This window comes from Streptomyces sp. NPDC021080 (assembly GCF_044333225.1).
GTDB lineage: Bacteria > Actinomycetota > Actinomycetes > Streptomycetales > Streptomycetaceae > Streptomyces.
Map to the genome: position 1 here is coordinate 377,470 of NZ_JBIRQM010000004.1, position 26,036 is coordinate 403,505.

19 protein-coding genes are annotated in these 26,036 nt (G+C 70.0%); 11 read left to right on the forward strand and 8 right to left on the reverse strand.

Annotation, left to right across the window (positions count from 1 at the left end; genetic code table 11):
• Positions 1–153 precede the first annotated feature (153 nt).
• From ACH4S8_RS12380 to ACH4S8_RS12395, 4 genes are all read left to right on the forward strand, one after another.
• Positions 154–2,670 carry a tetratricopeptide repeat protein gene (locus ACH4S8_RS12380; protein WP_398393168.1) on the forward strand — a complete coding sequence of 839 codons (2,517 nt, stop codon included), beginning with the start codon at positions 154–156 and terminating at the stop codon, positions 2,668–2,670.
• Complete coding sequence (locus ACH4S8_RS12385) at positions 2,671–4,095, forward strand: protein phosphatase 2C domain-containing protein (protein ID WP_398392786.1); 1,425 nt, start codon at positions 2,671–2,673, stop codon at positions 4,093–4,095. It abuts the gene before it with no gap.
• 100 nt (positions 4,096–4,195) lie between these two features.
• The gene (locus ACH4S8_RS12390; RefSeq protein ID WP_398392789.1) at positions 4,196–5,542 is read left to right on the forward strand and encodes a VWA domain-containing protein; all 1,347 of its coding nucleotides are present in this window, start codon (positions 4,196–4,198) and stop codon (positions 5,540–5,542) included.
• Positions 5,543–5,625: 83 nt separating this feature from the next.
• Positions 5,626–7,011 (forward strand): FHA domain-containing protein, encoded by a 1,386-nt coding sequence (locus ACH4S8_RS12395; RefSeq protein ID WP_398392791.1) that lies wholly within the window; start codon positions 5,626–5,628, stop codon positions 7,009–7,011.
• 632 nt (positions 7,012–7,643) lie between these two features.
• Here ACH4S8_RS12395 and ACH4S8_RS12400 read toward each other — a convergent pair.
• Positions 7,644–8,636, reverse strand: coding sequence for a methyltransferase domain-containing protein (locus ACH4S8_RS12400; RefSeq protein WP_398392793.1), 993 nt, complete (start codon positions 8,634–8,636; stop codon positions 7,644–7,646).
• 198 nt (positions 8,637–8,834) lie between these two features.
• Between ACH4S8_RS12400 and ACH4S8_RS12405 the strand changes: the two genes are divergently transcribed.
• On the forward strand, positions 8,835–9,239 hold the full coding sequence (locus ACH4S8_RS12405) for a globin (RefSeq protein ID WP_398392795.1): 405 nt from the start codon (positions 8,835–8,837) through the stop codon (positions 9,237–9,239).
• Positions 9,240–9,389: 150 nt separating this feature from the next.
• Here the strand turns inward: ACH4S8_RS12405 and ACH4S8_RS12410 are convergent, their stop codons facing one another.
• The 3 genes from ACH4S8_RS12410 to ettA are packed head-to-tail and all read right to left on the reverse strand — an operon-like array spanning position 9,390 to position 12,193.
• On the reverse strand, positions 9,390–10,115 hold the full coding sequence (locus ACH4S8_RS12410; protein ID WP_398392797.1) for a hypothetical protein: 726 nt from the start codon (positions 10,113–10,115) through the stop codon (positions 9,390–9,392).
• Positions 10,112–10,522, reverse strand: a complete 411-nt coding sequence (locus tag ACH4S8_RS12415) for an acyl-CoA thioesterase (RefSeq protein WP_387300490.1) — start codon at positions 10,520–10,522, stop codon at positions 10,112–10,114. Before ACH4S8_RS12415 ends, ACH4S8_RS12410 begins: the two co-directional genes overlap by 4 nt.
• A gap of 6 nt (positions 10,523–10,528) precedes the next feature.
• Entirely contained in the window at positions 10,529–12,193 is a 1,665-nt protein-coding gene (gene ettA, locus ACH4S8_RS12420) for an energy-dependent translational throttle protein EttA (RefSeq protein WP_398392799.1), read from the reverse strand.
• A gap of 1,238 nt (positions 12,194–13,431) precedes the next feature.
• Here ettA and ACH4S8_RS12425 point away from each other — a divergent pair.
• Entirely contained in the window at positions 13,432–13,725 is a 294-nt protein-coding gene (locus tag ACH4S8_RS12425; RefSeq protein WP_398392801.1) for a DUF1876 domain-containing protein, read from the forward strand.
• Positions 13,726–14,164: 439 nt separating this feature from the next.
• Positions 14,165–16,255, forward strand: a complete 2,091-nt coding sequence (locus ACH4S8_RS12430; protein ID WP_398392803.1) for a TerD family protein — start codon at positions 14,165–14,167, stop codon at positions 16,253–16,255.
• 1,555 nt (positions 16,256–17,810) lie between these two features.
• On the opposite strand, the gene ACH4S8_RS12435 is transcribed toward ACH4S8_RS12430, so the two are convergent.
• Together ACH4S8_RS12435 and ACH4S8_RS12440 are read right to left on the reverse strand one after the other, a co-directional pair.
• Positions 17,811–18,008, reverse strand: coding sequence for a hypothetical protein (locus tag ACH4S8_RS12435; protein ID WP_151470155.1), 198 nt, complete (start codon positions 18,006–18,008; stop codon positions 17,811–17,813).
• 49 nt (positions 18,009–18,057) lie between these two features.
• A complete protein-coding gene (locus ACH4S8_RS12440; protein ID WP_398392806.1) occupies positions 18,058–18,813 on the reverse strand; it encodes a GntR family transcriptional regulator in 756 nt (251 codons plus the stop codon).
• 78 nt (positions 18,814–18,891) lie between these two features.
• Here ACH4S8_RS12440 and ACH4S8_RS12445 point away from each other — a divergent pair, with 78 nt between their 5' ends.
• From ACH4S8_RS12445 to ACH4S8_RS12460, 4 genes are all read left to right on the forward strand, one after another.
• Complete coding sequence (locus tag ACH4S8_RS12445) at positions 18,892–19,170, forward strand: hypothetical protein (RefSeq protein ID WP_398393170.1); 279 nt, start codon at positions 18,892–18,894, stop codon at positions 19,168–19,170.
• A 541-nt stretch (positions 19,171–19,711) separates the two neighbouring features.
• On the forward strand, positions 19,712–19,936 hold the full coding sequence (locus ACH4S8_RS12450; protein ID WP_398392808.1) for a hypothetical protein: 225 nt from the start codon (positions 19,712–19,714) through the stop codon (positions 19,934–19,936).
• Positions 19,933–20,676: a GntR family transcriptional regulator gene (locus ACH4S8_RS12455; protein WP_398392810.1), complete on the forward strand. Its 744-nt coding sequence runs from the start codon at positions 19,933–19,935 to the stop codon at positions 20,674–20,676. Before ACH4S8_RS12450 ends, ACH4S8_RS12455 begins: the two co-directional genes overlap by 4 nt.
• Entirely contained in the window at positions 20,673–20,975 is a 303-nt protein-coding gene (locus ACH4S8_RS12460) for a hypothetical protein (protein ID WP_398392812.1), read from the forward strand. Before ACH4S8_RS12455 ends, ACH4S8_RS12460 begins: the two co-directional genes overlap by 4 nt.
• Positions 20,976–22,844: 1,869 nt before the next feature.
• Here ACH4S8_RS12460 and ACH4S8_RS12465 read toward each other — a convergent pair.
• Positions 22,845–25,424, reverse strand: coding sequence for a tetratricopeptide repeat protein (locus ACH4S8_RS12465; protein ID WP_398392814.1), 2,580 nt, complete (start codon positions 25,422–25,424; stop codon positions 22,845–22,847).
• The gene (locus ACH4S8_RS12470; protein WP_398392816.1) at positions 25,421–25,858 is read right to left on the reverse strand and encodes a hypothetical protein; all 438 of its coding nucleotides are present in this window, start codon (positions 25,856–25,858) and stop codon (positions 25,421–25,423) included. The genes ACH4S8_RS12465 and ACH4S8_RS12470 overlap by 4 nt, the downstream gene beginning before the upstream one ends.
• Positions 25,859–26,036 lie beyond the last annotated feature (178 nt).

A 26,036-nucleotide genomic window follows, 5' to 3' on the forward strand; every position in this document is an offset into this window, starting at 1 on the left:
GGCGAGCTGTACTGCGACACCTGCGGACTCGCCCCGGCCGAACCGGCACCGGGGTCCACCCGGTCCGCCGGCGTGCCCGCACCGGATGCGGGCGAGCAGCCCGCGGGTGAGCGGAAGTGCGGTCGGCCCGGTTGCGAGGGGTCGTACGAGGACATGGGCGGCGGCGAGCTGTACTGCGACACCTGCGGACTCGCCCCGGCCGAACCGGCACCGGGATCCACCCGGTCCGCCGGCGTGCCCGCACCGGATGCGGGCGAGGCGGGTACGGCGTCGGCCGGCTCCTCCGCGCGCGGCACGGCCGGCTCCGACAGCAGCAGCGTGCGCGGTGGTTCCCCCGCCAGCTCGCGTACGTCGTCGCGCTCCTCGCAGTCGCGGCGCTCGGTCTCGGGCCGGCTGTCGCGGTCGCTGTCGGGCAGGTCGACGGGCCGTTCGGTGTCGGTGCGCAGCTCCGGTTCGACGGCGTCCTCCTCGGGGCGGGGCCGGCTCGGCGCCGGGCTCGTCGAGGTCCCGGAGGTGCCGCGGCCCGACCCGCGCGCGATGGTCCTGGAGAACCCGGAGGTGCCCGAGCGCAAACGGTTCTGTTCGCGCTCCGACTGCGGTGCCCCGGTGGGGCGTTCGCGCGGCGAGAGGCCCGGCCGCACCGAGGGGTTCTGCACGAAGTGCGGCCACCCGTACTCGTTCGTGCCCAAGCTGCACACCGGTGACGTCGTGCACGGCCAGTACGAGGTGATGGGCTGTCTGGCGCACGGCGGGCTCGGCTGGGTGTACCTCGCCGTCGACCGCGCGGTGTCCGACCGCTGGGTGGTCCTCAAGGGCCTGCTCGACACGGGCGACCAGGACGCGATGGCGGCGGCGATCTCCGAGCGGCGCTTCCTCGCGGAGATCGAGCACGCCAACATCGTGCGGATCTACAACTTCGTCGAGCACCTGGACCAGCGGACGGGTTCGCTGGACGGGTACATCGTCATGGAGTACGTGGGCGGCAAGTCGCTGAAGGAGCTCGCGAACGGGCGCCGCACGGCGGACGGCAAGCGCGACCCGCTGCCGGTGGAGCAGGCCTGCGCGTACGGCATCGAGGCCCTGGAGGCACTCGGCCATCTGCACAGCCGCAACCTGCTGTACTGCGACTTCAAGGTCGACAACGCCATCCAGACCGAGGACCAGCTCAAGCTGATCGACATGGGCGCGGTGCGCAGGATGGACGACGACGAGTCGGCCATCTACGGCACGGTGGGCTACCAGGCCCCCGAGGTGGCCGAGGTGGGCCCCTCGGTCGCCTCCGACCTCTACACCGTCGCCCGTACGCTCGCCGTCCTCTCCTTCGACTTCCAGGGCTACACGAACGTCTTCGTGGACTCCCTGCCCGACCCGGACAACATCGAGGTCTTCCGCCAGTACGAGTCGTTCTACCGGCTTCTCGTGCGGGCCACCGACCCCGACCCGGCCCGCCGGTTCGCCTCGGCGCAGGAGATGTCCGAACAGCTGACGGGCGTGCTGCGCGAGGTGGTCTCGCTCCAGACGGGGCGGGCGCGGCCGGCGCTGTCGACCCTGTTCGGACCCGAGACCAAGGTCACCGACACCGAGCTGTTCGGGAAGACGGCCGGGGACGTGTCGAAGCTGGGGGCCCGCGTGGTCCCCGTACGGGCGAGGAAGGGCGCGCCCGCGCTGCCCTCGGGGACGAACGGGGCCGGGCCGCTGCCGCCCGCTCCGCCGGCCTCCGCCACCCTGGTCAGGCCCGTCGCGGCGGCGGCCACCGCGCTCGCCCTGCCCGTGCCGCGGGTGGACCCGGGCGACCCGAACGCCGGCTTCCTCGCGGGGCTCATCGCGTCCGCGCCCGCGGAGCTGATCGCCGCGCTGCGGGTGGCACCGGCCCCTTCGCCGGAGCTGCGGCTGCGGGAGCTGCGGGCCCTTCTGGAGATGGGCGAGCCGGGCGGCGCCGGCACGGCCGTCGAGGCGCTGGAGGCGGATCACCCGGACGACTGGCGGGTGGTCTGGTACCGCGGTGTCACGGCGCTGGCGACCGGCGAGAACGAGATCGCGGCGCTGTCCTTCGACGCCGTCTACGACGCCTTCCCCGGCGAGCCCGCGCCCAAGCTGGCCCTCGGCGTGTGCGCGGAGGTGCTCGGCCAGCTGGACAACGCCGCCGAGTACTACCGCCTCGTGTGGACGACCGACCCCAGCTATGTGAGCGCGGCGTTCGGACTGGCCCGGGTGCAGCTCGCGGCGGGGGACCGCCAGGGCGCCGTACGCACCCTGGAGTCCGTGCCGGAGTCGTCGATCCACTACACGGCGGCCCGGGTCGCGGCCGTGCGGGCGCGGCTGCGGCAGCGGCCGGTCACGGAGACGGCGGCACCGTTCCTGGACGAACTGGCGGCGGCGGCCGGGCAGGTCGAGGCGCTCGACGGATTCGGACTGGACGCGGTGCGGCGCGAGCAGTTGTCGACGGAGGTCCTCGGCTGCGCGCTGGACTGGGTACTCTCCGGTAGCCAGGGTTCCGCTCCGGCTACCGGGGGCGGAACCGCGCTGCTCGGCAGCGAGTTGGACGAGCGTGGCCTCCGTTTCGGCCTCGAACGTTCGTACCGGACGCTGGCCCGGCTCGCGCGGGGCGGCGAGGAGAGGATCGACCTGGTGGAACGCGCAAACCGTTACCGCCCCCGGACGTGGGTGTGATTGATGTCCCAGATGCCCCAGCCGACGGCCCTTTCGCGGTGCCCCAGTTGCGAGGAGCCGCTGGACGCGGCCGACCGTTTCTGCGGTGCGTGCGGCTATGACCTGTCGACGGTGTCCGCACCGCCGCAGGACCATCCCACGATCGCCATGAACGGCGCCTCGGCCGGCCTCCCGCCGGCCGGCCCGTCCATGGACCGGCCCCTGACGCAGGACGTCGGCAGCACCGACACGCCCGCGCCGGTGCACCGCGCCGCCGACATCCGGGGCACCGATTCGGGTGGTTCCGAACTGCCGCACCCGGAACGTCCCGAGCACCCCGAGCACGCGCAGGGCGATCCGGCGGGCATCCTGCCGCCCGCCGCCAGGCGGCCCGCCGGCAAGCCCTCGGGCGTGCGTTTCGACAGGCCGTCGGAGCCCGACGAGTACCCGCTCGCTCCCCCGGCCGGCGGCCCGGACCGCGAGGTCCCCGCCGATCCCCGGACCGCCGACCTGCCGGCACCCGCCGCGGGCGCCAAGCTGTGCGTGGCCTGCCGTGCGGGCCAGGTGGACACCGACGGCTACTGCGAGAACTGCGGGCACGCGCAGCCACGGGAACGGGACCACATGGAGCAGGAGTTGGGCGCGGTCGCCGCGGTCAGCGACCGGGGGCTGCGCCACCACCGCAACGAGGACGCGTTCGCCGTCTCCTCGACCGCGCTGCCCGACGGCTCCCCCGTGGTCGTCGCGATCGTCTGCGACGGAGTCTCCTCCGCGACCCGCCCCGACGAGGCGTCGCTCGCCGCCTCCCACGCGGCGAACGAGGCGCTCCTCGCGGCGCTTCCGCTGGGCACGCATCCGCAGGCGGCCATGCACGAGGCGATCGTCGCGGCCTCGGAGGCCGTCAACGCGCTGGCCGGACCGGACACCGCGCAGGGTGAGCACGCGCCGCACGTGAACGCGCCCGCCTGCACCATCGTCGGCGCCCTCGTGACGTCCACGCTGCTGATCGTCGGCTGGGTCGGCGACAGCCGTGTCTACTGGGTCCCCGCCGACCGCACCTCGCTGCCGGCCCGGCTCACCGAGGACGACTCGTGGGCCGCGCAGATGGTCGCCGCGGGCCTGATGAACGAGGCGGAGGCGTACGCGGACGAGCGTGCCCACGCGATCACGGGCTGGCTCGGCGCCGACGCCTACGAACTGGAGCCGCACACCGTCTCGTTCAAGCCGGACCGGCCGGGTGTGGTCGTGGTGTGCACCGACGGACTGTGGAACTACGCGGAGACCGCGGAGGAGATGGCCGAGATCGTCCCCCTCGACGCCGCCGAGAGGCCGCTGCACACGGCCCGGGTTCTGGTCGGCCACGCCCTGGACGGCGGGGGCCACGACAACGTAACAGTGGCCGTCATGCCGTTCCCCGCACCCCAGCAGGGGGCAGTATCGGCCTGAGGCCGCGGACGAACGGGGGCGGCCGCGGACCGGAGGGGACCGGTCCGCATCCAGTCAGCACCTCCGCCGGGGGGCGGAGGCCCGAGGGGGACACAGAGGCATGGCCAATTTCTCGAAGTCGAACGTGCCGCAGTTCTCGGTCGACGTGTACCAGAACGAGTACCTGCCCGAGGGCGGCCGCGAGGTCAACGCGATCGTCACGGTGAGCGCGACCGGCGGCGGCACCGTCGGAAGCGCGGTCGCCGCGCCGCACCTGTACACCGCGGGCCAGGCGCCGGACGCCGCCGTGGCGATCATGGTCGACTGCTCGGGCTCGATGGACTACCCGCCGGCCAAGATGCGCAACGCCCGCGACGCCACGGCCGCCGCGATCGACACCGTGCGCGACGGGGTCCACTTCGCGGTGATCGGCGGCACGCACGTCGCCAAGGAGGTCTATCCGGGCAACGGACGGCTCGCCGTGGCGGACGCGACCACCCGCGACCAGGCCAAGCAGGCGCTGCGCAGGCTGAGCGCGGGCGGCGGTACGGCGATCGGCACCTGGCTGCGGCTCGCCGACCGGCTGCTGGCCTCGGCGGACGTGTCGATCCGGCACGGCATCGTGCTCACCGACGGCCGCAACGAGCACGAGTCGCCCGAGGACCTGAGGGCCGCGCTGGACTCCTGCGCCGGACGTTTCACCTGTGACGCGCGTGGCGTGGGCACCGACTGGGAGGTCAAGGAGGTCACCGGGATCGCCTCGGCGCTGCTCGGCACCGCGGACATCGTCGCCGACCCCGCCGCCCTCTCCGCCGACTTCACGCACATGATGGAGACGGCCATGGGCAAGGAGGTCGCCGACGTGGCCCTGCGGGTGTGGACGCCGGTCGGCACCGAGATCAAGTTCGTCAAGCAAGTGGCGCCCACCGTCGGGGAACTGACGGACCGCCGCACCGAGGCCGGACCCCGCGCGGGCGACTATCCGACGGGTTCCTGGGGGGACGAGTCCCGCGACTACCACGTGTGCGTCCGGGTCCCGACGGCCGGGGTCGGCCAGGAGATGCTCGCGGCCCGGGTCTCGCTGGTGATCCCGCAGAGCGACGGCTCCGTGCAGAACCTCGGCGCACAGGGGCTCGTACGGGCGGTGTGGACCGACGACATGGCCGCCTCGACGTCCATCAATCCGCAGGTCGCGCACTACACGGGCCAGGCCGAACTGGCGCAAGTCATCCAACAAGGTCTCGATCTTCGCAAAGCGGGAGATGTCGACGGAGCAACGGCCAAGCTGGGACGGGCCGTCCAACTCGCCGGAGCCTCCGGAAACGCCGATACTGCGAAACTGCTCGCGAAGGTGGTGGACGTGGTCGACGTCGCGGCAGGTACTGTGCGATTGAAAGCACGTGTCGCGGAGGCCGACGAGATGACCCTCGAGACACGGTCCACAAAGACTGTTCGTGTAAAGAAGTAGCGGGAAGTAGCGAGCCCGGTTCCCGCTGGGATCCGGAGAAACCCGGTCATGACGACCGGAAAAGGAAAGGGGGAAGGACCGACATGCCGACATGCCCGAACGGACACCAGTCGGGTTCCGACGATTGGTGCGAGGTCTGCGGTCACCGCATGGCCGGTGTCCCCCCGCTCCCACCGCCGCCGCCCGGCGGCGGGTACAGCTACCCGGCGCCCGGTTCGCCCCCGCCCGCCTCCGGCGGCCGGTCCGGCGTGCCGGACCCGGGCGCCGAGCTCTGCCCGCAGTGCCGCACGCCCCGCGAGGGCGCTGCGCCTTTCTGCGAGGAGTGCCGGTGGAACTTCCTGACCAACACCGCGACGTCGTACACACCGGCGGCGCCGCGCCCGCCGGCCGGCGGTCCGGGCGGTCCCGGCGGTCCCGGCGCGCAGTCGCCGTACGGCGGTCCTGGCGGTCCCGGCGGTCCCGGCGGTCCCGGCGGCCAGAATCCCCCGCAGCGGTTCCCGCAGTCCGGGCCCGGCGGTCCGGGAGCCGGTGGCCCCGGCCACGACCCGTTCGAGTACCAGAGCTCGCGGCCCTCGCAGATGAACCGTCCCGCCGAACCGATTCCGCCGGGCCCGGGGGCCCAGCCGTACGGCGGCCCCCAGGGTTTCGGCGACCCCCAGGGCTTCGGCGACCCCCAGGGCTTCGGTGGCGATCCCCAGGGTTTCGGTGGCGACCCCCAGGGTTTCGGTGGCGACCCCTCGCGCCGGGCGGCGCCCGGCGGCCCGGGTGCCCCGCAGCAGGCCTACACCCAGCAGCCCTCCCCGCCGCCCTTCACCCAGGGCGGACCGCCGCAACAGGGCGGCCCGCAGCAGGGCGGCCCGGCCTTCGGCGGCGGTGACGACGACTGGGTGATCCCCCCGCCGTCGTCCGGCGCGCCCGGCGGCCAGAGCGGCCCCGGTCGACCCGGTGGCCAGGGCGGTCCCGGCGGTCCCGGCCAGGCGGGCGGCTACGGCTACCCGGAGCCCGGGGTCACCCAGGCTCCGCCCGGTCCCGGCTACCAGCAGCAGCCGCCCCAGCAGCAGTCCCTGTCCTGGAACGCGACCATCGCCCCGGACCGTGAGTACTTCATGGCGATGATGCAGCGCTCCGGCCCCGAGGCCGCGGGCCTGAACCTGCCCGCGTACTCGCCGGAGCTGCAGCGCCCGCTCCTCGGCAACCAGATCACGATCGGCCGCCGCCGGCACTCCACCGGCGAATCCCCGGACATCGACCTGTCGGTGCCGCCGGAGGACCCGGGCGTCTCGCACCAGCACGCGGTCCTGGTCCAGCAGCCGGACAACACCTGGGCGGTCGTCGACCAGAACTCGACGAACGGGACCACGGTCAACGGCGGCGAGGAGCCCATCCAGCCGTTCGTTCCGGTGCCGCTGCAGGACGGCGACCGGGTGCACGTGGGCGCCTGGACGACGATCACGATCCGGCGGGGCTGAGCACGTTCCTGCCGGGCCCGGCACAGTGGCCCGGCAGGGGTTGGCAACTGCTCGCCGAGGAGGGTGCATAAGGTCGGTTTCGCTCGTTCGGGTGATGGTCGGCTTCCTGGCTTGCGATGCCCTGGTCCATCCGGGTTAGCGTTGCTGCGCGATCTGGGACGTCGGGTGTGGCGCCAGTGTGCGGGGCCCCTGCTCCACCGGAGTGATGGTTCAGGGCCTCCCCGTCACCTTGGCCGTGCCCGTATGGCCAGGTCGCACAGGGAACTGGCCTCCCGGGCCCGGACCACGCACAGGATGCGTGTCGCCGCCCCGGGGCTGAGTACGCCGGGGACCAGTGCGCTCAAGACCGTTCGGGGCGTGCGGCTGAATGGGCTCGCTCCTGCTCAGTCCTGAGGAACGGTTCCGTGCAGAGGTGTGTCCCGTGCCGCGCCGGAGCGGGACGTCCGCGGCGGCTCCTGTCGGCCCTCCGGCCGCAGGGGCCGTTCCCCGGCGGTTCCTGACCGTCTCCGGCCGCGCTCCCTGCCGTCTCCGGCCGCTCCGACCGTCTCCGGCCGCTCCGACCGGCTCCGGCTCGCGCAGAGCCCCTGGCTCGCGCAGAGCCCCTGCCTCCGCCTGCCCCGCCATGACGCGGCTCAGGGCAGCCGCCAGGTGTACGGCCCCTCGGGGTCGTCCAGCCAGGCCCAGACGTTCTCCTCGCCGACCGTGATCCCGTACCGCTCGCGCTGCGGCTGCCCCTCGCGCTCCCACAGCGCGTAGGCGTCCTGGGGATCGAGGCGGCCCGCCGTCAGCGCGAGCAGGAAACGGAACAGATCGTTGCCGCGGGCCCGGCGCGGCACCCCGCCGGTCCGGGCCGGCTCCGGCTCCGGCCCGGACCGGGTGGAACCCCGCAGCGGCACGAAGAAGGCCGACGTGTGCAGGAAGCGTCCCTCCGCATGCCCGGCGTCCTCGACGTCCAGCGTGATCAGTCCGGTGGCCAGCGGCGCCAGGACGCGGGCCCCGGGCGCGCACTGCGCCAGCCAGGCGCGCGGGATCGTGGTCAGCGTGCAGGTGGCGATGATCCGGTCGAAGGGAGCGCGTTCGGGGACCCCGCGGGCTCCGTCACCGGTGACGACGGTCGGGTGGTACCCGGCGACGGCCAGATGCGCTCGCGCGGCGTCGGTGATCTCCACATCGAGGTCGACGGTGGTCACCAGTTCGTCGCCCAGACGGTACGCGAGCAGGGCCGCGTTGTAGCCGGTCCCGGCGCCGATCTCCAGGACGGCGTCCCCGTCGCGCACCTCCAGGGCCACCAGCATCATCGCCATCAGCGACGGCTGGCTGCTGGAGGAGACCAGTTCCCCGTCACGGACCCGGGTCGCCAGCGGGGAGTCCGCGTACGCCCCGCGCAGCCAGCGGTCCCGGACCCGCGGGTCCGGGTCCTCGCCCCACAGCCGCTCGTAGCCGCCGGTGGCGCCGATGTAGTAGTACGGCACGAAGAGGTGGCGCGGGACGGCCTCGAAGGCCTCCCGCCAGACGGGATCGCCCGCCCAGGCCCCGCTCCGGTCGATCTGGCGCACCAGGGACGCCCGCGCCAGATCGGCGGGGTCCCCGGGCCCGGGGCCGGTTTCGAGAGCGTGCGCGCCCATACCTCCACTGTGCTGCCGAACGGGCCGCGAGGCGAGCGTCGCACCGGCCGGTCCGGAGCCGCCGCGTCCACTGCCGCGGTCGGACCTCGGGCGGGCCTCGCCCGTGCCACGCGTGTGCCTCGGGTGAGCTCGCGCGTGCCTCGGCTGCGTGGACCCAAGCCTTGAGTCCTCGGCCGCCCCGTCTGAGAACATGGGGGCGTGAAAGAGATTCGGCGCGGCACGCTTCAGGAGCAGACCTTCTACGAGCAGGTCGGCGGCGAGGAGACCTTCCGGCGCCTCGTGCACCGCTTCTACGAGGGTGTCGCCGGGGATCCGCTGCTGAAGCCCATGTATCCCGAGGAGGACCTCGGCCCGGCCGAGGAGCGCCTCGCACTGTTCCTGATCCAGTACTGGGGCGGCCCGACGACGTACAGCGAGAACCGCGGCCACCCCCGGCTGCGGATGCGGCACGCCCCGTTCAAGGTCGACCAGGCGGCGCACGACGCCTGGCTGAAGCACATGCGGGTCGCCGTCGACGAACTCGGTCTCTCCGAGGAGCACGAGCACACGCTGTGGAACTACCTGACGTACGCGGCCGCCTCGATGGTGAACACGGCGGGCTGACCGCCGGTTTCGGCGACGGACGCGGCGCCCCGCGCACCGGCCACCGGCGCGCGGACATCGGTGAACGGCGCGCCGGGATCGGCGAACCGCGCGGTGATCAGCGAACGCGGGGAGATCGGTGAACCGCGCGGGGATCAGCGAACGCGGGGGTCAGTGGACGCTGACGCCGAGCGAGCCGAGTCCTGCCCGGCGGACGGCGACCGATCCGAAGGGCGTCCGCAGCCGCAGCCAGGCCCCCGACGAGTACAGCGCCAGCGGACCGCCGGACGGGCGCCCGCCCGAGGGGACCTGTCCCTCGGCGGAGGAGGCCACGGGCGGCACGGGCCGCAGGAATCCCAGGGACTGCGCGGCGTGCGCGGCCCGCACGGGAAGTCCGGTGTCGCCGATGGGGCGGGACCATATCTCCCGCCCGACCCGGTCGAGTTCGGCACGGGTCCGCAGCTCGGGGGCCAACTCCTCGGTGCGCAACCGGAATTCGGCCACCGCCTCCGCGACCTTCGCCCGTACGGCGTCCGGGGCGGGCAGCCCCGGCTCCTGCCGCCAGCCGCCCTGGGGCGGCAGCACACCGGCCCACGGGGGCCCGGTGACGGCGGCCGGGACGGCGAGGGTCGCCGCCGACTCCTCGACGGACTCCAGGAGTTCACCCGCGGAGACGGTCGCGTCGAGGGTGACGTCGAGACCGTGCTCGTACGGCTTGGCGAGCCGTGCCGTACGGATCGCCAGAACCTCGAACGACGGCGGCCGGCCGAAGACCGCGAGCGTGGTGCCGTGCGCCTTGAGGCGCACGGCGGCCGCGCGGTCGTAGTGGACGAGCCGGGAGAGGAAGGCGGCCAGATCGGCCGCCTCCCCCGTGTCGGCGAGGTGCAGGACGGTCATGCCGCGACGGCCTCGTCCTCGTCGTCGCGGTACGACTCCAGGAAGTCGCGTTCCTCGGCCGTGATCCGGCGAGGGCGCTGCTGCTCGAAGTCGAACGGCACGATCACCGTCGAGGCGGTGACGTAGACCTGGTCGGGGTCCTTGACCTCGTAGGTGATCGTGAAGGACGCCGCCCGGATCTGCGTCACCCACATCTCGATGTCCACCGGCGCGTGCCGGTGGACCAACTGCCGCTTGTAGTCGATCTCGTGGCGCGCCACCACGGACCCCTGCTTGAAGTCCTTGTCCGGACGGAACAGGAAGTCGATACGGGCTTCCTCCAGGTAGCGGAGGAACACCACGTTGTTGACGTGGCCGTACGCGTCCATGTCCGCCCAGCGCAGTGGGCAGCGGTAGATGTGCCGCAAGATCGATCAGCCCCGGGTCAGCTTCTTGTAGGTGGCACGGTGCGGGCGTGCCGCCTCGGCGCCGAGGCGCTCGATCTTGTTCTTCTCGTACGACTCGAAGTTGCCCTCGAACCAGAACCACTTGGACTCGCCCTCGTAGGCGAGGATGTGGGTCGCGACCCGGTCCAGGAACCAGCGGTCGTGGGAGACGACCACGGCCGCACCCGGGAACTCCAGCAGCGCGTTCTCGAGCGAGGACAGCGTCTCGACGTCGAGGTCGTTGGTGGGCTCGTCGAGGAGCAGCAGGTTGCCGCCCTGCTTGAGGGTCAGCGCGAGGTTGAGGCGGTTGCGCTCACCACCGGAGAGGACACCGGCCGGCTTCTGCTGGTCGGGGCCCTTGAAGCCGAACGCGGAGACGTAGGCGCGGGAGGGCATCTCGACCTGGCCGACGTTGATGTAGTCGAGCTCGTCCGAGACGACGGCCCACAGCGTCTTCTTCGGGTCGATGTTCTCGCGGCTCTGGTCGACGTACGAGATCTTGACGGTCTCGCCGACCTTGATGGTGCCGGAGTCCGGGGTCTCCAGACCCTGGATCATCTTGAAGAGCGTGGTCTTGCCGGCGCCGTTCGGGCCGATGACGCCGACGATGCCGTTGCGCGGCAGGGTGAAGCTGAGGTCGTCGATGAGGACCTTGTCGCCGAAGGCCTTGGAGAGGTTGTTGACCTCGACGACGATGGAGCCCAGCCGCGGGCCCGGCGGGATCTGGATCTCCTCGAAGTCCAGCTTCCGCATCTTGTCGGCCTCGGCCGCCATCTCCTCGTAGCGGGACAGACGGGCCTTGGACTTGGCCTGACGCCCCTTGGCGTTGGACCGCACCCACTCCAGCTCTTCCTTGAGCCGCTTGGCGCGCTTGGCGTCCTTCTGGCCCTCGACCTTCAGGCGGGAGGCCTTGTTGTCGAGGTACGTGGAGTAGTTGCCCTCGTACGGAATGGCGCGGCCGCGGTCCAGCTCCAGGATCCACTGGGCGACGTTGTCGAGGAAGTACCGGTCGTGGGTGACGGCGACGACGGTGCCGGGGTACTTCGCGAGGTGCTGCTCCAGCCACTGCACGGACTCGGCGTCCAGGTGGTTGGTGGGCTCGTCGAGCAGCAGCAGGTCCGGGGCTTCGAGCAGCAGCTTGCACAGCGCGACGCGACGGCGCTCACCACCGGAGAGGTTGGTGACGGGCCAGTCGCCGGGCGGGCAGCCCAGGGCGTCCATGGCCTGCTCCAGCTGGGTGTCCAGGTCCCACGCGTTGGCGTGGTCCAGGTCGTCCTGGAGCTTGCCCATCTCCTCCATGAGCGCGTCCGAGTAGTCGGTCGCCATCAGCTCGGCGACCTCGTTGAACCGGTTCAGCTTGCCCATGATCTCGGCGGCGCCGTCCTGGACGTTCTGCAGGACGGTCTTGGACTCGTCGAGCGGCGGCTCCTGGAGCAGCATGCCGACGCTGTAGCCGGGCGACAGGAACGCGTCGCCGTTCGACGGCTGCTCGAGGCCCGCCATGATCTTGAGAACGGTGGACTTACCGGCACCGTTGGGGCCGACCACACCGATCTTGGCGCCAGGCAGGAAGCTCAAGGTGACGTCGTCGAGGATCACCTTGTCGCCGTGCGCCTTGCGCGTCTTGCGCATGGTGTAAATGAACTCAGCCAAGAGAAACCGTCCGGACGCTTGAAATCGGCAGTGGGCAGATACACCCCATCTTGCCTGACGGCTACCCCTCGGGGGAAACCCGTTCGGCCGGGGGGCCGTGACCTGGCGGTTCACCGCCCTCGCTCGTGGCTGATCCGTCACCGGCCGTCGCCGTGGGTCACCACCGAGCGCCCTCGCACGGCCCGGGGACGGCCCGGGGACGGCCCGGCGATCGGGCGTCGGCCCGCATCGGCGAGCAGCCGACCGACTCCATGCCTCCAGGGCATGGCCTGCACCGCTCCGCCTCGAGGGACTGAGCCGGTGACTGACGACGGGGTTGCCGAGGCGTTGCGGACCGTGGCCCGGGCGGGGACCTTGCCGCCGCATGCAGCACTGTTCGTGGGGTTCCCGGTGCACACGTCAGACGCGCCGGAGCGTGCGGGTCGAGGACGAGGGCGGTGAAAGCCGGTGGGCGGTCTGCGAGGAGCACCGTGCTTCGTCGACGGCTTCGAACACAGCCCTCGGTGACCGACGGTCCGCACAGCCACAACCGACGGGCCGGATCTCCGACCTGCGGCCGTGTAATCGGTCAACGCTGCGACCTGCGACTCAGCCGTCGACGGCCGTCAGCGTCGGTCGTCGTCGAGTGCCCTCGCACGGCCCGCCGACGGCCCGCCGATCGAGCCGGCCGTCACACGCGGCTGGTTCGGAAGTTCCGGGACCCGCCGCTGCACGTCGTAGGGGGCCTCTCGACGCCAGACCCGTCTCCACTCCCGGGCAAGAAGTGCGCCGGCCACGAGAAACAGGACCGATCCGGGCCAAATGATGTGGGGTACCTCTACGAGCGTGGAGACCGGGGCGGCCACCCAACCGCAGGACGCCAAGGCAAGCACGACAATGCGCCCTGCTCGCCCGGGAAACCTGGCCACATCCGCCATGCCGTCGTCCTCCGTGTCTGCTCCTCGCACTGCGAGCGGCAGTGTACGCACGGCCGGCGGAACGGCTCGGAGGTCTGACCTCATCCTTGTCAGGTCGATCAAGGGGAGCCGTCGACGCCCCCCGTCTGCGCCACCCGTCGGCGTCACCCTCGGCACGGTCTGTCGGCACCACCCGTCGGCGCGGCCCCACCACAAGGCGTGACCCGTCACGCCCTCGCCTCGTGCCCGGCCTGCCCGAGGAGGACACTCTTTCTAGGGGCTGGGGTCCGCCCGGTCCCTTCAGGGCTTCACCGGGGGGCAGCGGCTTCGGAGGTGATCGCGATGACACAGATGACAGCGACGCAGGCACGGACCACGGTCGGCTGGCACGTCGAGATGGAATTCCAGGAGGACGACCACCGCACCCGCGCGGCCGCCCTGCTGCGTCTCCCCGACGGAAACGAGGTACGCGCCCACGGATACGCCAGCCGCCACCCCTCCGACTCGAACCAGCCCAGGGTCGGCGAGGAGGTCGCGGGCGCGAGGGCGCTGAACGAACTCGCCATGCAACTGCTCACCAAGGCTCACGACGAGATCGACGCGGCATCGGGCAGGACCTCGCACGCGCTGAGGTGACCCGGGCACCATGTCGCGCCTCGCGTCATCGGTCGCCATCGGGTCACAGCCCCGAAGGGGAGCAGCCCCGAACGGAAGCAGCCCCGGGCGAGCGCTGTTCCCACGGTCCCGAAGCTGAGCCGCCCCGGGCGAGCGCCATTCGCCGAAGGCCCGCCCACCGCTCCGCCGGAGCTGTCGGGCGAGCACGAAGCAACACGAGCTGATTCACCGGAGACCCCTGGACCGGACAACGTCCGGGGGTCTGCGTCATGCCCCGGACCGGCCGAGGCGGGCACCCTAAACGCCCTTCCACGCATCCCGCACAGATTCCGCATAACCCCTAAAGAAATACTTTGTGGGCACTACAGTCCCCCGCGCACCGATCACCGCACACCCCCGAGCGTCGGGCAGCCGGGTGGAGGTGTCGGTACACCCGAGTCGCAGCGTTCTGGGGGGCTTCATGCGCGAAATGGTCAAAGGGTCGAACGTATCGCTCGCGGCTTTGAGCGAGAACACCGATTCGGTGATCGTCAGTCTGGGCTGGGCGAGCCCGACCGGCGAAGGGGACGCCGACGTGTCCGTCCTCCTGCTGGACACGAACGGCAAGGTCCGCAGTGACGGCGACTTCTACTTCTACAACAACCCGGTCGCCGCGGACGGGAGCGTGCAGCTGCTGGGCAAGACGCCGACGGCGGACGGCAACGAGGACCGGATCGGCTTCGACCTGAGCGCGATGCCCTCCGAGGTCGACCGCATCGTCCTGGCCGCCAGCCGCTACGAGGGCGCCCGCTTCGGGGAACTGGAGCGCGTGAGGCTGGCGTTGGCAGACGGAGGAGGCGAGGAACTCCTCCGCTTCGCCATCGACGACGCCGACGCGATGAGCGCGATCATCTTCGGCGAGTTGTACAGGCGTGCGGAGGATTGGAAGTTCCGCGCCGTCGGCCAGGGCTACGAGGCGGGCCTCGCGGGTCTGGCCACGGACTTCGGGGTCGACATCGACGACGACGCGGCGGCCGAGGAGGCACGGGACGAGGCCGCAGGCGACGGCCGGACGGACACGACGACAGCGGCGTCGGCCTACGACCCCGATCCGCGAGAAGGCCTGCCGGCGGTCCCCTCTCCTCGCCCCGCCCTTCATCCTGCCTCTCCCTCCCTTCGTTCCTCCCCTCCTCGGCCGGAAGGGGAGGACCGGCCGAGGAAGCCGGCCGCGCGGCCTCGTACGGCCAAGAAGAAAATCACCCTGCCCAGGGCGGCCAGAAAGACGCTGGCGGAGAACGAGTCGTGGAGGGACGCGCGCCTCTTCCCGGCGTCGGCGCTCAAGAGCGACCGCGAGCGCGAGACGCGCGCGACCTCGGTACTGCTGTCCGTGATGGCCCAGGTGCCCGAGTTCGGCCGGAGACTCACCGCCGCGTTCGGTGCCCCTGCCGGTCGCACGGAGACCTTCACCGAGGTCACCCTGCCGCACGGCGACACCCCGCGCCGCCCCGACGGGGTGATCCGGATCGAACGGGCCGGCAAGCTGTGGACGGCACTCGTCGAGACGAAGACCAACGGCAGCGCGCTCAGGGCCGAGCAGGTACAGGCGTACATGGACATCGCCGCGCGCCGCGGCTACGAGGCCGTGATCACCCTGTCGAACGACGTGGCGCTGGAGGGCAGCCCGCTCGTCGAGGTCAAGATCGACAGAAGACGCAAGCACAAGGTGGCCCTGTGGCACCTGTCCTGGGCGGAAGTCGCCCATCAGGCGCAGCTGTTGATCAGACACGAGGGCGTCGGCAATGCGGCGCACGCCTGGCTCCTCCAGGAACTGCTGCAGTACCTGCGCCACGAGAACTCCGGCTGCCACGGCTTCCAGAACATGGGACCGGCGTGGGTACCGGTGCGCAACGGAATCGACGACGAGACCCTGTGCCAGGGCGACCCGCGCGCGCTGGAGGTCGTGGAGAGCTGGGAGCGCCTCATCCGCCAGGTCTGTCTGCGGCTGGGCGGCGAACTGGGGCAGAAGGTACTGCCGGTCCACCGCGCCAGACGCGGAGCCGATCCGAAGGCGCTCCGCGGCCGCCTCGCGGATCAGCTCTGTCTCGACGGGCGGCTTCAGTCGGAGCTGCGCATCGAGGGGACGCCCGGCGTCCTGGCGATCGGCGCGGACCTGCGTACGGGCAGGCTCCGCACCTCCGTCGAGATCCCGGCGCCCGAGCAGGGCCAGCCCCTGTCATGGGCGAAGCGCCTGGTCCGGCGCCTGGCCGAGGCCCCGGCGGATCTCCACGTCGAAACCCTCGTCGAAGGGGAGACGGCCGGCCCCCGCGGAACGCTCGAACGCCTCCGCCCCGAGCCGGCCGACATGCTGCCCAAGGACTCCGCCGCCCGGATCTCCGGCTTCCGCCTGTCCCTCCTCAAGGGCATGGGAAGCACCCGCGGAAACGCGGAATCGGGCTTCATCCGAAGCGTCGACGACGCGGCCCACCGCTTCTACACCAACGTGGTGGTCCACCTGGACGACACGACACCACGCCGGCCGCCCGCCAAGGACGGGGCGAGCACGGGCCGGTGAACTCCTTGCCCCGACCGGCTCCAACGGGCAGGAACCGCGCCTCACGGGACCACAGGCGTCACAGGACCACAGGCGTCACAGGACCACAGGCGTCACAGGACCAGGGGTGTCACGGGGCCAGGGGTGTCACGGAACCGGGGACGCTAGGGAGACGAACACGGGCCGAACGACCGCTGCTTCCCGAAGGGTGCGCCGCCAGTCGCTCGCCGACCCGCGAGGCACTGTCGTACGGCCCGGCTGCGAGGACGAGGAAGTACATCCCGACTCCGCGGTGAAGACGACGGAGGACGTCGGCCGGGTGCTGCTGCGACTGCCCTCGGACCAACGCGCACGGCTCTTGCAGGTGATCGCGGACTCGGCCGGGGCGGAGCAAGACCCCGCGCGGCGTGGCGCCCTGAAATCGTTCCCCTTCTCCATCGGCCCGGCCGAGGAGCAGGAGGGTCGAGGACGTGGCCGACTGGGGGAACACCGGACCGGAAGCGCCCACCGGGTCCAGGGCCGGCGACGGTTGCCGCAGTGACCACGGCGTCTTCCGCCGGACGGCCACCACCCGATGCGCGTGGTCCGGTCCTCGAGCAGTGCCCAGCCGACCGTTCGCGGTCGTTGCACCTGATCTGATCGACCGGCGTACGGTTGGCGAGCGAGGGGCGCGCATGTCGGCAATCGGGTCGACGCACCGACCTGCCCCAGCCGATGGAGGGGGAACGGGTGGAGAACCAGCGGCGTCGCCCTGATCCGGCGGACCTCGTGGTGGCCGGATGCGGATTGCTCTTGATCGTGACCGTCGTCGCCCTTCCCGGTCTCGCTCTGAACGACGGGCCGCTGACGGCGTACCTGGTGACCGTGGGTGGCGTGATCGGGTTCCTCTGGGCCCGTAGGAAATTGCGGCACTGAGCCGTCCACCACGGGCAACACCCTGAACAGCCACGCTTCGCTTTCGCTCATCGCTGTGTCCAAGGACGTCGGCGTCGGCGTGTCCATGGGCGTCGCCGTGTCCGTGGGCGAGCCGGTTGCATCCGGCGGTCGCCTGCGGTCACGGAGGCCGCGCCCTTCGCCACTGTGCCGCGACGGTTCCGGAGCGCCCGTACGCCCCGGAGATCCCCGTACGCCCCGGACGTTCACGATGGCCGGTCGCCGTAAAGAGGCATGTCCAGGCCACCGACGCCGAGCACCGGAAACAGTCGTACCGGCTGAAGAGGGTCACCGCCCGCGCCGCCCGTCGCGGGCTGAGGTTCCCGCCGAAAACTTCGACACGTATCCGACAGGGCCACCCGCGAAACCCGGTGACAGCCGTACGGCCCCGGACCCATCCCTTGATCATCGGGAAGGTGTTCGGGGTCTCGCCGTATCGAGTGAGACATGGCCTGACCAGCAAAAAGCCCTCCCATAGGGGAGGGCGGAGACTGGCGCCCCCGGCAGGACTCGAACCTGCGGCCAAGCGCTTAGAAGGCGCCTGCCGCGTCGCGCGGAGCACCCCCTCTGACCTGCACCACTCCCCCACCCCGATGCTCCATCAGTCAGCCCTCGACACACATTCGACAGGGCCCGGGGTTCGCTACGGCCGATGGTAGGCCTCGGGGTCGACTCCCTCCCAGGGTTCCCTGGAGAAGCTCACATAGACGGGGGACTCAGGATCGCCCACCTGCATGTTGGCGAACAGATCCACATCGTGGTTGGCGAACCGGTGCAGATACTGGAGGAACAACTCCAACTCCGCTTTGGACAGTGCCTCGTCGTGCCGCTCATTGCGCATGCGGGCACGATACGAGCCGAGGTCGCACGGCCCGTGCGGAGCCGTCCCGCTAACGGTTGACTGGGATCTCGTAGACGATCTCGCAGTGCGCCGCAGGTACCACGATGTCCGCGGTCTCCACGGGCCGCCCTTGGTCGCTGTAATACGTCCGCCGAATGTGCGTGACGAGCGCGGCCTTCTGGATGCCCAGCAGCGACGCCTCCTCGGCGGTCGCCTGCCTCGGCTCCGGCTGCTCGACGGCATGGCTGACGGTGACACCGATGGCGGCCATCCGGTTCACGACGCCCGCCCCGGCGTGCGGCCCTCCTTCGGGGAGGACGACGAGGGAGCCTGCGGTGAGGTCGTAAGGCTCCCAACTCGTCGAGAGCTGAACCGGCTTGCCGTCGGCCAGAAACTCGTACGCCGTCCGGACACACAGTTCGCCCTCGGAGATCCCGAGCCGCGCCGCAATGTCGACAGGCGCTGGCACCTTGGCATCCGTCCGGCTTTCCCAGTCACCTTGCTTGCCCACGGCCCTCATATCCGTCCGGAAGGGCGACTCGCTGGGGTGCTCCCGAGCCGACGACCGTACGACCCGCACCCGCTGTCGAGGCTCGGCGACGTACGTACCCGACCCGGCGCGCCCCTCCAGCACTCCGTGGGAGATCAGCAGCTCCTGTGCCCGGCGGACCACGTTCTCGCCCACTCCGCACTCCTGACCGATCTGGGCGCGGGAGGGCAGGCGATCGCCCGGCTCCCACACGTGCTCCGCGATCCGGCGCCGGAGTTCGTCGGCGATGCGGAGATAGGGCGGCTGCTCAGGCATATGGAAAATCTAGTCCACTAGCTCTAATCTAGTTAACTAGCTTCACTGAAAGTGATCGCTGGTGACGGAGGCTGTCCTGTGCCCGCTTCGGGAGTTAGCGCGGCGGCCATCGCCGCCCGGCTGTCCACCCTCGGGCTTCCCACGCGAGTGGAGGAACACCGCCGTCACACGTCGGTCGAAGCGGAGGTGCCGGATGCACTCTCCGCCGAGTCATGGCGGGAGGTCCTGGACGTGGTGGCTGAAGCCGACCGGTTCGGGCTCCTCGCCACCAGCTTGAACGGCCGCACCCTCTGGGCGGTCGTACGCAGAACGGTCCCCACGACGGGCGATGTCGGGGGACCGGGCCATCAGCGATAGGAGCTGACCAGCGTGCTCAACCGTATCCGCCGCGCCGCATCCCTCACCAGGGCGCGTCACTCCGCAAAAGGCAGGCACCGCCACCCTTTAACGGCCGTCCACGTACCGACCGTTCCCGCTGTCCCCACGTCCGCTGACGCGTTGACGGCCGGCCTGAGGCGGACCTCTACCAACGGGGACCGCCGCCACTCGCTCGCGGCTGAAGACGTCGCACTCGTCCGCCCGTACGTCCTGGCCTGGGAGAAGCGAGCCCGCACGCGCCCGGTGGTCGTCGCTCCTCATCTGCCGATCCATGCATGGCCAGCTCTCACGGGGGTCCGCTGATGCCCTCGATGTCCTCAAGGCCGTCTCGCCGACATCTCCGCATCGCGGACGCCACGACCATCCCCTACCGCTCGACCGCCTGTCGCATTGGCACGCACCCCGCCTGCGCGGAGTTCTCCCCGGCCTCGGCCCCAGCTGGCCTTCCTGTGATCTACGAAGCGTGCGACTGCCCATGCCACCCGACAGCCGACCGAACCCCTCCCCCGGCGGTGGAGCGATGAGCACATGGGCTCCCGGCGGCGCGCTGGTCGGCAACGTCGAGGTCACCGCGGCCACCGTGCAGCGCGGCGATGTCATCCAACTCGGTGGTCGGGCCTGCCGGGTGAGAGACCTCTTCCAGCTCCCCCAGGGGGCCAAGCAATTGCTCTTCGAGTCGGGCGAGCTGCTGACCATCCACGCACGCACCCGGCTCCTCGCCGTGCGGTCGCTGAGAAGGCGGTGACCGAGTCCGTGCCCTCTCGCCATCACGACATCGCCGACGACCTCCGACAACAGATCACGACCGGCCGTATCCAGCCTGGTGAACGCCTTCCATCCGAAGCTGACTTGGCCGACCAGTACAAGGTCAGCACGCTGACTCTGCGGAGCGCCCTTGCCGCACTTCAAGGAGAAGGCCTCGTCGAGAAGATCCACGGCAAGGGCAACTTCGTCCGCCGCCCCCTTCGCAAGATCATGTACGTCGGCGGCTGGGGAACCCTGGACCCGTGGACCGCTGCCGAAGCGGCCCTGCGCGTCACCGTTCGCACCACCACGGTCCAGGCGCACGGACATCTCACGACCTTGCTCAACGTGCCCATGGGCAGTCCCGCCGTCGAGTTCTCGTGCCTCAGCTTCGAAGAAGCGTCACCGCACGGACTGGCCCGGATCTACATCCCGCGCGACCTAGTGCCGGCCGGAATGCTCGACGACGATTCCGCGCACGGGGAAGAGATCAAGAGATTCCCCGTTCTCGGTCCTGCGCCGACCGCTGTCCGGGAGACGGTGTGCGCCCGTCCACCGACGCCGGACGAAGCATCGGCCCTTCGGATCGGCTCCACGGTGCCCGTCCTCGCCATCACGCGCACCGCGACCGACTCCGCTGGACGTGTTGTCGAGGCCGCGCTGCTGGCCTTCCCGGGTGACCGCATCGACGCGGTCTTCACCACCCACCACGTGATCGACGAGAGGCAGACGCAAGGATGACGGCACAAGACGAACTGCGACTCCTCCCGTGGTCGGGCCCCGGCGGAAACCCCTGCTACCTGAGCACCGACGACCGAGACGGCTTCATGTCCCGCTTGGCGGACAACATCGAATCGGTCCAACTCGGCACGGCCGCCGAGCTGCTGGAGCGAGCCTCCGAAACGCTCGACGACCAGGACGCGGACCCGGAGGAAAAGCAACGGCTGGCGAAGGAATTAACCGGGGCCCTACGAGACGTCCTCCGCGTCGCGATCAGCCGCGGTCATCTGCTGGCGATGAACGAACCGCACGGCATCTGAAGACGCTTCCACACAACGGCGCTTGCCGATGACGCTCCTCCCTTCTGCACGGGGAGGGGAGCCCGAAGATCAACCCGGGCTCCCCTCCCCGTCGCGCTGTGCCGACCCGGTGCAGACGCATCGCACACCGAAGCAGAGACGAACCCTTCTGCACCCGCCTGAACCTCAACAACCGAAAATCAGCCACGACGGCGGGCGCGCCGACCGACCACGCACGCGTATGCCTCGCTCGGCCCCCACGGATCTTAGCCACGCCGTCGGTGCCGTCGACTAGAGCAAGCCGTGACAGCCGGCCCGCGACGACAGCGCCTGAGCCATCAACTTGGGAAGCCGCGATCGGCGTCACCGATCTGCCTCTGTGGGGGCGAGGTAAACCCACGCCTTCTCATGCCGCTCCCGCTCAGTACTTACGCCTCACAGATCTCACGCAAATGGCTGCTGGGTTCTCGCGTTCCTCTTGCCGGTACATGCTCAATGAGTCAGTAGATCCTGCCTGACAGCGCGCAGGTTCCATGATTCATACTTCTGATGATCATCAGACTTTATTCCACCCTGACATGCGGCTTTGTTGGGACAGTCCCCCGCGGGGAAGCTGCTCCACGCGTTTGGGATTTTCGACCCCACGGCAGTAACTCTGCGCCTCGCGCTGTCGTTGTCGATGCGGACGCGTGAAGTAAGAGGAGGGCGAGGGGGTGGAGCCCCTCGCCCTCCGATGGAGGCATTTGCTGCCTCACCAGCGAGCGCGACCCCCTCGCGATCGATGACTGTTTGCAAACGATCGGTCGCGAGGGCCCTACGTCGGCCCACACCCATGGGAGTGATCTTGCCCAATCGTGACCACACCGCCGGAGAGTCTTCAGTTGTACCTTCGCCGGGGATTTCCGCACTGTCTTCAAGTAGCGAACGACTGGCGGTCCTTGAGGAGAAGGGCAAAATCCTTCAGAGGGCATTGTCCCTACTGGCCGGAGGTGGCGTAGACCTCGCCCTCATGATCACCCAGCATGAAACTTGGGTACAAGGTGCTTGGCATGCCGCCGTTACCGTTGGGGTACTGAACACGGTGGTAATCGTCTCCGAGAAGGTTCGTGTCGTCGTGTCATAAATCTCCACGACTTGCACCTCTCCCTCTCGAGCTTCTGCGCCTGGCCTAATGAGCTAGGCGCAGAAGCTTCACTGCGCCCCGAAATGCCGACGTGGTGCTAACGACGTGCCCGGACCAGGGTTACTTATCTGGCCCTAGACTGCACGGTTACAGAGTCACGTCACCCAATCGGGTGATTCATTCATGGAAACATATTGACCGATTTGCCACTCTTGCGTATTTTGTCGAGTAATCTGTCGTGATGCCTTAACCAAGACTTGATGAAATGGCCTTTCATAGGGCGTCGGGACCGAAGTCTCGTTGGACACATACCCCTCCGTCATCCTCATCTCCTTTGACTGATCCAATAAAGGCGTTCATGATTTTGGAGCTGAGCACTCTTGAAGAGTTGCAAATAAACGCAAGTGGCGAACCTTACGATCCCTGGATGGCCGCACTCAAGCTTGGGCGCGGGTGCCGTTGCCGGTTGCTGACTGTCGCGGCTGCCCGTGGCCGTCGACTCCGGCTTTAAATGTCGCGGACCGCCTGCGGCCTGGACAGGCCTTCCGTACCCCGTTCTGCAGGTCGGCGCCATCAGCTTGGGAAGCTGAGGTGATCCGGGACTTGCCAGGGGACTGACCTGGGACGGAAGGGCGTCGACGCCTGGTGGCGTGTTCCTCGGTTCCCCGGTGTTCCCCGCGGCTCCCCGTACGATCTGGCACGCGTCTGGCACGACCTCTTCATCCCGAACTCTCGGCGGGTAGGTTCATCGACGGTTATTGGGCTGCTCAATCAGCTGTAGACGGCTCTTGAGATGCAACCTCGGTCATTGAGGTTGCTGTACTTCCGTGCTGTACAGCTTCGGATCTCTGGCGGGCGTTGGCGAGGTTGTTGCGGCTGGTCAGGGTGTGGGGGTGGGTGTCGCCCAGGACTTGTTCGCACTGGGCGAGGGTGGTCTCGTGCAGGGGGATGGCGCGTGCCAGATCCCCCGCCGCCTGGTAGGCGAGGGCGAGGTTGTTGCGGCTTCGCAGGGTGTCGGGGTGGGTGTCGCCCAGGACTTGTTCGCACTGGGCGAGGGTGGTCTCGTGCAGGGGGATGGCGCGTGCCAGATCCCCCGCCGCCCGGTAGGTGTAGGCGAGGTTGTTGCGGCTGTTCAGGGTGTCGGGGTGGGTGTCGCCCAGAACTTGTTCGCACTGGGCGAGGGTGGTCTCGTGCAGGGGGATGGCGCGTGCCAGATCCCCCGCCGCCCGGTAGGCGCCAGCAAGGTTGTTGCGGCTTCGCAGGGTGTCGGGGTGGGTGTCGCCCAGGACTTGTTCGCACTGGGCGAGGGTGGTCTCGTACAGGGGGATGGCGCGTGCCAGATCCCCCGCCGCCCGGTAGGCGTAGGCGAGGTTGTTGCGGCTGGTCAGGGTGGAGCGGTGGATGTCGCCCAGGACCTGTTCGCACTGGGCGAGGGTGGTCTCGTGCAGGGGGATGGCGCGTGCCAGATCGCCTACCGCTTGGTAGGCGATGGCGAGGTTGGAGCGGCTGGTCAGGGTGGAGCGGTGGATGTCGCCCAGGACCTGTTCGCACTGGGCGAGGGTGGTCTCGTACAGGGGGATGGCGCGTGCCAGATCCCCCGCCGCCTGGTAGGCGAGGGCGAGGTCGTTGCGGCTGATCAGGGTGTCGGGGTGGGTGTCGCCCAGGACCCGTTCGCACTGGGCGAGGGTGGTCTCATGCAGGGGGATGGCGCGTGCCAGATCCCCCGCCGCCCGGTAGGCGTTGGCGAGGTTGTTGCGGCTGATCAGGGTGTCGGGGTGGGTGTCGCCCAGGACCCGTTCGCACTGGGCGAGGGTGGTCTCGTGCAGGGGGATGGCGCGTGCCAGATCGCCTACCGCTTGGTAGGCGTTGGCGAGGTTGGAGCGGCTGATCAGGGTGTCGGGGTGGGTGTCGCCCAGGGTCTGTTCGCACTGGGCGAGGACAGCTGTACGCAGCCCAACGGTGTGGGCGTCGCGTCCCTGCCGGAACAGGTACTGCGCCGCGTCTCTGAACGCGTCAGCAGCCTGGGTAGATGCCGGGTGGTGCGGGGTGTTCGTGGTGGCGAGAGCGAACAGGTGGGGCAGGAGACGCTCCCACTGCGCGGTGTCACTGTCCTGCGTGGGCATGGCCTGACGGGCGAGATGCTCGGCTTCCTGTCGGCCTGGAGGGTGGGCGTCGGGGCCGGTGGTGGGGCTGTGGCGCAGGACGGTTTGCACCAGGCGGTGGACGCTGACGCCTTGGCGGTCTTCGGTGAAGGCGATCATGTTGTAGGAATGCAGTTCCCCCAGGGCGTTGCCTAGTGCGAGCAGGTCCGGGGCGAGGGGGGCGAGGAAGGTGCGGGGGATGTCGTCGGGGGCCAGCCAGGCCATGGTTTGCAGGAGAGTGACGGCGAGCGGGTCGCGGGCGGTGATGGCGGTGAGGGTCTGGTCCCAGATCCGTGCAATGGTGCGGTCGGGATCGTTGACGTCACGGTCCTCGTCCAGGACTAGGCCCAGCGACTGCCGGTAGGCGTCGAGGTCGATGCCAGTCCGGTAGAGGTATGCGCCAGCCTGTTCTAGGGCCAGCGGCAGATACCCAAGATCCTTGGCGAGCCGACGGGCTGCCTCCCGCTGGTCACGGGTGAAGGCAAGGCCGGGGAAGGCGATGACGCACAGCAGGTCGGTGGCTTCGTCCACGGGAAGCAGGCCCAAGGGTATGGCGGGGGCTATCGCGTGCCATCCGGTGGCCTTTCGGCTGGTTGCCAGGTGTTGCCCGCCGTCCAACGTACCCAGGTAGGGGCGCAGGTGTGCCGGGTCCTCGACGTTGTCGAAGATCAGCAGCCAGCCGGGGTGAGCCTGCAGCCAAGCGATCGCCCACGCTGCCCGCTCGTCCGTACCGGCCGCCTGCGCCCACTCTGGACACAGCCTCGTGGTGATTGCGGCGAGGCTGGTCACGATCGACTCGGGAGACTCGGCGGCGATCCACCACACCAGCGTGTACTCACCGCGGTAGCGGGCCGCGTAATGCAGCGCCAAAGTGCTCTTGCCCACTCCGCCCAGCCCGTGGATCGCCCTTGCCCGTGATGGGGAGTGTTGCGGCTGAACCACGGCGGCCGAGCCTCCGCCCGCGAGCATCTCTCGCAGCTCGGTCAGCTCGCGCCCGCGGCCGACAAAGACCCCTGACACCGACTCCGGCAGGTACCCGGCCTTCGCTGGCGCTTGAACGGTGTGTGCCCAGTGCACGGCCTGCGCCGGCAGCACCACGACCCGCGCGTTGTCCCCGCTGATCGCCACCGCGATCGACTCGGCCCCGATGGACCTCTCACCGGACGCCTCCACCCGCACCGGCTCCCCCGGAACCCACGTGCTCACTGCTGGGGCGGGTGGATGGTGGTGTTGTCGCCGGAAGCCGCGATACCGAGGTACTGCGCGCCGATCGCCCGCGTCCCGGACACGTTCACCGTCACCCCGCTCGACGCGGGCAGCAACGCCACCAGCTCGCGCACCAGTTCCGCATCCTCCCGCAACGCCCGCTTGAGCTGATGCCGCAACGCCCCCGCCGCATCCGCGTCGTCTGGTTCCTCGGCGGCAATCTGCACCGCCGACTCCAAGGCCGTCCGGCCTTCCTCATCCCGTCGTCGCCACACCAGATGGAGAATCCGCCGGCCCAGACCCGCCGTCCCCTCCACCGCGGCACCCACCGCCGCATGCTCGGCCCTCTCGAGCACTGCCGCCCCATATGCGGTCAAAGCAGTCGACAGATACGGCGTGGCCTGCTCCACCAGCGCGGCAATCTCCGTACTCACAAGCACTCCTGACCGTGTCTCATCCAGATCACAGGTGCCTTAGCGTAGGAATCGAAGACACTCTGTGAGCGCAAAACGGCTAAACCGCCTGCTGCCGGTCCAGGGGCGAAGCTTCACGGCTGAGAGCCGGGCGCGGCCGGACTACTGCTTCTTGTCCTGGGTCTTGCCGGGGATCTTG

What these genes read in the sequence shown, in the direction of transcription:
- ACH4S8_RS12380 (WP_398393168.1), top strand. Translation starts at nt 154, where the DNA reads ATGGGCGGCGGCGAGCTGTACTGCGACACCTGCGGACTCGCCCCGGCC.
- ACH4S8_RS12395 (WP_398392791.1), top strand. Translation starts at nt 5,626, where the DNA reads ATGCCGACATGCCCGAACGGACACCAGTCGGGTTCCGACGATTGGTGC.
- ACH4S8_RS12425 (WP_398392801.1), top strand. Translation starts at nt 13,432, where the DNA reads ATGACACAGATGACAGCGACGCAGGCACGGACCACGGTCGGCTGGCAC.
- ACH4S8_RS12390 (WP_398392789.1), top strand. Translation starts at nt 4,196, where the DNA reads ATGGCCAATTTCTCGAAGTCGAACGTGCCGCAGTTCTCGGTCGACGTG.
- ACH4S8_RS12400 (WP_398392793.1), bottom strand. Translation starts at nt 8,636, where the DNA reads ATGGGCGCGCACGCTCTCGAAACCGGCCCCGGGCCCGGGGACCCCGCC.
- ACH4S8_RS12450 (WP_398392808.1), top strand. Translation starts at nt 19,712, where the DNA reads ATGAGCACATGGGCTCCCGGCGGCGCGCTGGTCGGCAACGTCGAGGTC.
- ACH4S8_RS12440 (WP_398392806.1), bottom strand. Translation starts at nt 18,813, where the DNA reads ATGCCTGAGCAGCCGCCCTATCTCCGCATCGCCGACGAACTCCGGCGC.
- ACH4S8_RS12435 (WP_151470155.1), bottom strand. Translation starts at nt 18,008, where the DNA reads ATGCGCAATGAGCGGCACGACGAGGCACTGTCCAAAGCGGAGTTGGAG.
- ACH4S8_RS12460 (WP_398392812.1), top strand. Translation starts at nt 20,673, where the DNA reads ATGACGGCACAAGACGAACTGCGACTCCTCCCGTGGTCGGGCCCCGGC.
- ACH4S8_RS12410 (WP_398392797.1), bottom strand. Translation starts at nt 10,115, where the DNA reads ATGACCGTCCTGCACCTCGCCGACACGGGGGAGGCGGCCGATCTGGCC.
- ACH4S8_RS12430 (WP_398392803.1), top strand. Translation starts at nt 14,165, where the DNA reads ATGCGCGAAATGGTCAAAGGGTCGAACGTATCGCTCGCGGCTTTGAGC.